Origin of the sequence: Qipengyuania algicida, from assembly GCF_009828025.1 — a bacterium.
Lineage (GTDB): Bacteria > Pseudomonadota > Alphaproteobacteria > Sphingomonadales > Sphingomonadaceae > Qipengyuania > Qipengyuania algicida.
The window spans coordinates 1-7,209 of sequence record NZ_WTYA01000020.1 but is presented as its reverse complement, the minus strand read 5'-3'; the positions used below and the strand labels follow the sequence as shown (position 1 = coordinate 7,209).

Genomic DNA, 7,209 nt, shown 5'->3' with positions numbered 1-7,209 from the left:
ACTTTGCTCGCGCGGTGAGCGCAACTGGCGACAGAAAGCAAGATGATCGCTGAGACGAGAACTCTCAGGCCGCGACCGGCGACGAACTTGGGAAACATACGCGTACCTATGGTAACTGAGCCTAATGTCCGCAATGTTGTCGCTAGCTGCTGGTCCGGTTTTGGGCTCGAAGTTATCGAAGCTGCCAGTCCGCTTGTGGAGCGACCACCGAACGACGCGAGCGTCTGCAATTAGGGGGAAGCTGTCGCTAGTCAGCCTCATTTCCGATGAAGCCGAAATCAAAGCCGGTAGCCCTCGTCGCGTTCATTAAACACGCCAGGACTTGATTCCCCTTGTCGGGAGGAGCCAACTCACGCTTTACCCAATCGGGACTTAAGACGTGGTAGCCAAACGTCGATTGAAATGCGCCTTTCGCATGAGGGCCACACAAGGTCTCAATCTGGCGCGTGAACGCACCGTCATCCGTTACTCCCGCTTGGTATTTCGGAAGCCGTTTCAGTAAACCTCTGGCAGAGAGCCACGAGCGAGCTTGCTCTTGGAATACTGGCGCTAAGCGGTCCTCACGCAAGGCATGAAAACGGCGGTCTATTTCTGGTGACAGTTCAACAGTGTAATAACTGATCGCCTTGTCAGCGCACCTCAGTTGTTCATCAGTCGCCGATTTCACTTCCGTAGCGACTAATATGTCCTCGCCACCGCTATTGGGATCATTCCAACGAATTGTCACAGGCCCGAGACCGCACTTCATAAGGCGGTTCGCAGCTTCTTGGGCTGTTATGCGGTCCAACCCTAATGCGCTAGGGTCTTGAGCTGCCATGAGCAAGAGGATCGGCGCAAACACATTCTCGATGTTGCACACCCTTTCAATGACCGCAACGTTGGGGTTAGCTGCCGTTTACCCTTCGAAACGAATAAGAGTACCCACCAGAACTGAGATCGACCAAATCAATAGTATGAGGAGTAACTGGGTTATCTAGACGTAGTTTTAAAGGATATGCTTTTGAATTGATTACAACTCTTTTATTGGAAACCCCGATATATTGCCTTGGTAAGACATATGCTCCGACTTTATCCTCTTCAACCACGTATCTAATGCGTCGATCCGCCATTGCGATAAATCCATCTCTAATGGAAATTTTTCCGCAGCAGGGATTGAAATACAGTCCGTTAGCCACTTCAATCGGCAATTGCTGTTCACCAGTGAACAGAAAACTGACCCACACGCATACAATCGCAATCAACCCGACTCCGCTGACAAATTTGCTCGCGCTCATTACTGACGTCTGGGCCAAACAACGGGAGTCCGCAATTGTGTCGATTCCGGAATGGCAGCTTTTGGGCGGGGCGCCGATAATTCCCGTCATTCTCTAGCAAGCCTTGGCTAATCTCAGGCTAGGGCGGATCGGTGTGATTTCGAAAGGCACGCTTGACGGTAGATGCGCTAACTTGAAAATGAGCCGCGGTGTCAGCAATGCTCGCGTGATTCACGGTGCGCCAGGTCACGATTTCTTGAGGATCTGCGACCGGACGGCGGCCAAGGCTCGCCTTCCCGCGGTGGGTCATTCCCGTTGCGGCTAGTGAAGCACGAGCCGCGATGCGACCTGCATCGCATCGTTCTATAATTCGATCCCTCTCCATCTGAGCGATTTGCGCAAGGACCGCTACAACGAGCTCTCCCACACCGCGGGCAATCGGACCGAGACCGCGTACGTCGACTGTGACGCCTTTCTCTATGAGCGTGCGTACGTTTCGTTGGATATCCAGCGCATCACGACCCAGCCGGTCCACAGCCGCTATGAAAAGAGTATCACCATCTCGGACGTAGTCGAGCATCGCAGAGAACCCTGGGCGATCGCTAGCAAGCGTTGCACCGCTGACTCTTTCATCCAAAAACTCTCGATCAAAAGAACCTCCAAGCGCGGCCCTTTGCGCATCAACTGACTGCTCGCTCGTCGATACCCGATAGTACGCAATGCGACTCATAATTTTCTTCCTAGTTCAAAACCTACCCCTTCTCCTTCGAACCTAGTTCAATGAGCGAAAGGCTAAGTTCTGACCTAACCGGAAGGTTGGCAGAGCGGCTGGATCAAAGCTTGGAAGTTTTGGACCAAAGGGCCAGTATCTGCAGGTTGCTCGCCTACGATAACGATGAGTAGGTTATATCTGCTTGCGGCGAAGAGCTTGGGCTGCTGCGCACCTATCACTTTTAATCGAGACTGACCGCAGCGCAGGAGAAGATGGGGTGGTGATCACTCGCCCTACGAGACGACTCACCCACCCCACTTCTCCTCTCGGGCAAGAAACCTTCGCAACAGTTAACACGCCAGCTGAAAAGCGATGAGCTGTGAGACGAAGCTCGATAATTACACTCTCAGAAGTAATTTGAGATTCACGGATCCGTCCTAGGGGCGTTCCAACCTAGGAGATGAAAATGACTGAAGAATCTTGGATTTCAAAGCTCAAGCGCGATGGATACGCGGCAGCCGATGCGATAAAATCAACGTATCCCATGGAATGGGCCGTAGACGGGTTCCTACCTGCTATAGGCACATCAATTTGGTTCGGGGCGGGCGCGACCGGCAAAACTCAACTTCTTCTAACTTTAGCCGCGCAAATTGCGAGACCTCTGGGCAACGAGCCGCACAAGTGGCTTGAAGAGAACGTCAATGTGTGTGGCCGGATCTTAGTCTTATCTGCGGAGGACCTCTGGGGAGATCTCATGCGACGTTTGGGCGGAATTGTATCGTCACTCCAGGTCGACACTGAAATCCAAGAAGAGATCTGCTCGCGCATCCATATCGTTCCGTTCTTGAGCATGACCAGTGCGGAGTTCGATGCGAAAAACCCTTGCCTGTTCTTTCGAGGAGACACCCGAGAGTGGGAGCCGACCAGAACACTCAAAGAGATCGAAGCTTACATTGAGGAGTGGAACTCGACAGCTTCTCCTCGTGATCGGATCGTTGGAGTTATTATGGACTCTGCGACGACGATGGCTGGGTTCGAGACGACCAACGCTGAAGCAACGACAAATTTTCTGTTCTATTTGAATAGGCTTTGCGTTCGCCAGAGTCTCTTCTGGGCAATCATCGGACACACGCTGAAGGACAACAAGTTTGATCCTGACAATCCGCAAATTAACGCGGTGGCGCGCCTTCGTGGGTCTGCGATGTGGTCGACGACCCCCCGAAGCGTTGTCGAGGTGCGCCTCGCTCATGAAGAAGAGAACTTGGGTCGCATTCAGGGTATCGATCGTCGCGACATCCTGATCGTGAATGTCGTCAAAGCTAATAGCTATCAAGCTAGCCGAACGCCCCGCTATTTGCAGAGGATTGAGGGCGCCGCCTTCAAAGACATCACAAGCTTGGCACCCAGGATCTCCGAGGGAGGCGAGATCGTGAGAATGTACAGCGACGAGGAGATAAGTCGCCTGTCCGCCGTGTTCGATCTTGTGTCTGAGCTATTTGATAATTCGGCACGTGGTCGCGTCACATTCCGTGAACTGAGCAAGAAATTCGAAGAAAGCTCCGCCAACGATCCATTTATCCAGATGGACGGTAATCCTAGGCACGATCCAGGCAAGGCTCCTCACGGAGGCTTCGCATGGTGCCTCCATCAAATTCAGAACAAGAATGGGATACACTATTACCGGCAAGGTTTTGATCGCGGCGACTTGGCAAGCGCGCGAAAGATCCTGACGGAAGGAAGATAAAAATTTGAGCCCCTGGGGGTGTGTGAATGCACTCCCAGGGAGGAAAAATTGAGTTTTCACCACAAGGCTTCCCAATTCGACGCTACGGGCGGGTCGCTTGCTGAGACCCAAATACCGGATTCGATATTTCTGCCGATCGCAATGAATTTGAGCGATGCCCAAACCTACACCGGATTTTCAAGAAAACACCTTGATGAGCTTATCAATTCAGGAAAGTTGGTTCGACGTCGCTTAGGACCGAAGGGTACCTTCATTGTGCTGCGCTCTCAACTCGACGCAGCGCTCGAGGAAGCTTTCAACAATGGCTCCGAAGGTATCGAGGGAGACTTTAGCTTTGCCTAAGGTTGATCTGCCTCGTTACACCCGCGCGAAACTTCTGAAAGGCGGTAAGGCGTTTTTCTGGGAGTTACCTACTTGGGCTCGTCCTCCGGTCGAGAGAAATGGACAGCCATGCCCAGTCCGATCGACGCCATTGGGCATGGATTTGGCCACGGCGATAACTCGAGCAAACGTGTTAAACGAAGCACTGGACGGATGGCGGGTGAACCAGTTGCGTCCCGATCGATTTTTGCCCGGCACCGTGTCTTGGCTCTTCGATTGGTATTGTCATGAAGAGGTTTTCACAAAAAACACTCCGAAAACACAGAGCGATTATCGCAAGTTGATGAATGCGGTGTGTGCCATTGAGATGCAGAACGGCACATTTGGTCAGCGCAGGGCCTCTGCTGTGACTGCGACCGTAACCGAGCAACTGTTCAAGATATTCGAACCACGTGGACGTCGCCAAGCTGTCTATATGGTTCAAGTATGTAGAGCGGTCTGGAACTGGGCTAACAGGTTCCCAGAGAAGACCGGTATTCCAGCTCAGCAAAACCCATTTGCAGGGATGCGCAAAACGTACACATCCGCTGGTACTCGGCCCACTTCACGGGCGGAGCTCATGCTCTATTGCGATAAAGCCCGAGAACTCGGATTCGAATCCATGGCGACCGCTGCCATGCTGGCGTTCGAATTGGTCCAGAGGGTATGGGATGTTTTCGCAATCCCCAATCCGAGGCAGGATCCCTCCAAGGCGAAGGTCAAAGAAACCGATATTGGTCTTCGTTGGGAGCATTATACGCCAGGCGAGAAAATCAAGGTGCGCCAATCCAAAACGGATAATCAGATTACTATCCCTCTTTCTGAGAAATCTGAGAATGGGGAATCCTTGGATTTCTATCCAGAGCTTGAAGCGCAGCTCGCTCGCGTGCGTCCAGCGGCATTATCGGGAGTGATCGTAATCGAGGAAAGGACTGGGACGCCCTACACGCACAGACGAGTTTCTACAGTGCATCGCAAAATTTGCGAAGCGGCGGGGCTACCGAAGAAGATGACCTTCACTGGATTTCGCCATGGTGGCGCCACCGAGATTGGTGACGCGGGCGAGGCCGACATCCGTTCGATTTCCGGTCATAAGCAGCTCAACACGGCCGCAATCTACAACAAGGCGAGCGAAGAAAAGGCGCGTCAGATTGCCATTCGCAGGCGTGCTCACATTGATCAAATTGTCGGATCAGAAAGAGATTTGTCGGAATGAGCTCAAAGGAATTGTCGGAATGAATGTGTCACATTCGGTCCGATACATAAATTTACGGATGAAGAATGTGGTGGACGCACTAGGGCTCGAACCTAGGACCCGCTGATTAAGAGCGCGATCTGTACACTTTTCGTTCTCTTCTTTTTGTACGCCAAACTACGCTCAAAGATTTGAAACGGTTGGAGTTGTTCTACCGTGGATTAGTCTAACCTACGCCACGACTTTCTTACATCTGATTACGTGGCGATTACGTGGGAGAGCGTCTCACAATGGCAAATCAGTCGATCACCATTCGAACAGTCAGGTCAATCAAACCCGATCAAAAGCGCGACATTTACGTGTGGGACACAAGGCTCAAGGGCTTCGGTTTGCGCACGACCCCGGCTGGATCACAATCTTTTGTGTTCCAATATCGCGTCGATGGAGGACCGGCACGGCGCAAGACGATTGGTCCTGTCGGCAGTCCCTGGACACCCAACACCGCAAGAAGGGAAGCCGAAAAGCTGCTTGTGCAGGTCTATCAGGGCATTGATCCGGTCGAAGCAAAACGCGAAGCAAAACGGAAAAAAGAGGCGCTGAAGTTCTCTTCCTACTGCGCAAGATTCACAGAGCTGTATCTCAAGGACAGGTGGAGGGGCACTTGGAAGGCAGCCAACCAAACTCTGGAGAATGTGGTTGTGCCTCGTTGGGGGAACATGGCTCTCAACGAAATAACGCGTGCCGACATCGTCAAGGTGTTGGATGAGTATTCTGACAGACCCGCTCGGCGCAAAGAAATTCATTCGGTACTGCGCAAGCTCTTCAACTGGGCGCTCGATCGTCAGGATATCGACGCCTCACCGCTCTTGGGCATGAAAGCACCCAAAGCAGTACCGGCTCGACGGCGGGTGCTGAGCGACGAAGAAGTTGTCGCATTATGGAAGGCAAGCGAGAAGGCAGGCTGGCCGTGGGGTCCGTTCGTCCGAATGCTGATCCTCACCATGCAACGTCGTCAGGAAGTTGCGGAAATGGATTGGTCCGAGGTCGATCTGGAAGCGCGCAAATGGATCCTACCAGCAGCGCGAGCAAAGAACGATGAGGAACATATCATCCCGCTTTCAAACCTTGCGATGGCCGAGCTCAAGAGACTTACGCCAGCGAGGAAAGGACTGATATTCACGACCACGGGATCAACCCCGGTCTCGGGCTTCTTCAAAGGCAAGAGATCGCTCACGGAGGACATGCTCGCCTATCTGAAGGCGCGTCGGATTGAGGAGGGAGGCGATCCCGATCTAGTGAATATACCGAACTGGCGTCTGCACGATATTCGCAGAACAGGTGCGACCAATTTGCAGTCCCTCGGCATTCCCGTCGAAGTTACCGAATCCGTGCTCAATCATATCAGTGGTACAAGGGCAGGGGTCGCGGGCATCTACAATCGCTATAAGTACGACGCTGAAAAACGCGCGGCGCTCGATGCCTGGGACAGAAAGCTAGCAGCCCTAGGCTGTTAAGAGGCGGATCAAGTCCCGCCTTTTAAAGATAGATTAATCGGCGCACATGGCTTTCGCCATGCCGCCTGCCTTCCGGCGAGGATGGGAGGGGGAGGGAAAACCGCAAATCGATGCCCTGGCGCGGGCCAGCGGGCGTCAGCCCGCCACCCGGGGGCGTCTATTTGCGGTTTCGGGAACGAGAGGGCGAAGCCCTTGACGTTCCCGCTAAAGGATCGCGTCAGCGATCCGCACAAACAACGGCACCCTTGCGCGGCGCGAAACAGCCGGACGCCCTGCGCGCGCGATCAGTGCGCCAGCGGGCGTCCGGCAATGAGAGAGGCAAGAGTGCCTGCGGGTTAGTTCAAAAACGCCGCGCCCTCAGCAACCATTAGCAGGATCTAGGTTTTGTGATCCAGGGCTGGTCGCGTTTCACGACTGTGTTTGCGTAGATG

General features: G+C 53.3%; 7 protein-coding genes. 4 read left to right on the top strand and 3 right to left on the bottom strand.

Going from position 1 to position 7,209, the window contains the following annotated elements:
* Window positions 1-247: 247 nt before the first annotated feature.
* From GRI58_RS15350 to GRI58_RS15340, 3 genes are all read right to left on the bottom strand, one after another.
* Window positions 248-817 (bottom strand): hypothetical protein, encoded by a 570-nt coding sequence (locus GRI58_RS15350; protein WP_160754496.1) that lies wholly within the window; start codon window positions 815-817, stop codon window positions 248-250.
* 67 nt (window positions 818-884) lie between these two features.
* The gene (locus tag GRI58_RS15345; protein ID WP_160754495.1) at window positions 885-1,274 is read right to left on the bottom strand and encodes a hypothetical protein; all 390 of its coding nucleotides are present in this window, start codon (window positions 1,272-1,274) and stop codon (window positions 885-887) included.
* 118 nt (window positions 1,275-1,392) lie between these two features.
* Window positions 1,393-1,983 carry a recombinase family protein gene (locus GRI58_RS15340; protein ID WP_160754494.1) on the bottom strand — a complete coding sequence of 197 codons (591 nt, stop codon included), beginning with the start codon at window positions 1,981-1,983 and terminating at the stop codon, window positions 1,393-1,395.
* Window positions 1,984-2,431: 448 nt separating this feature from the next.
* Here GRI58_RS15340 and GRI58_RS15335 point away from each other — a divergent pair, with 448 nt between their 5' ends.
* The 4 genes from GRI58_RS15335 to GRI58_RS15320 all read left to right on the top strand — a co-directional run bounded on the left by GRI58_RS15335 (window position 2,432) and on the right by GRI58_RS15320 (window position 6,778).
* Entirely contained in the window at window positions 2,432-3,709 is a 1,278-nt protein-coding gene (locus tag GRI58_RS15335) for an AAA family ATPase (protein WP_160754493.1), read from the top strand.
* Between the two features lie 48 nt (window positions 3,710-3,757).
* Entirely contained in the window at window positions 3,758-4,051 is a 294-nt protein-coding gene (locus GRI58_RS15330) for a helix-turn-helix transcriptional regulator (protein ID WP_160754492.1), read from the top strand.
* Window positions 4,052-4,187: 136 nt separating this feature from the next.
* A complete protein-coding gene (locus GRI58_RS15325) occupies window positions 4,188-5,285 on the top strand; it encodes a tyrosine-type recombinase/integrase (protein ID WP_160754491.1) in 1,098 nt (365 codons plus the stop codon).
* 269 nt (window positions 5,286-5,554) lie between these two features.
* Window positions 5,555-6,778, top strand: coding sequence for a tyrosine-type recombinase/integrase (locus tag GRI58_RS15320; RefSeq protein WP_160754490.1), 1,224 nt, complete (start codon window positions 5,555-5,557; stop codon window positions 6,776-6,778).
* Window positions 6,779-7,209 lie beyond the last annotated feature (431 nt).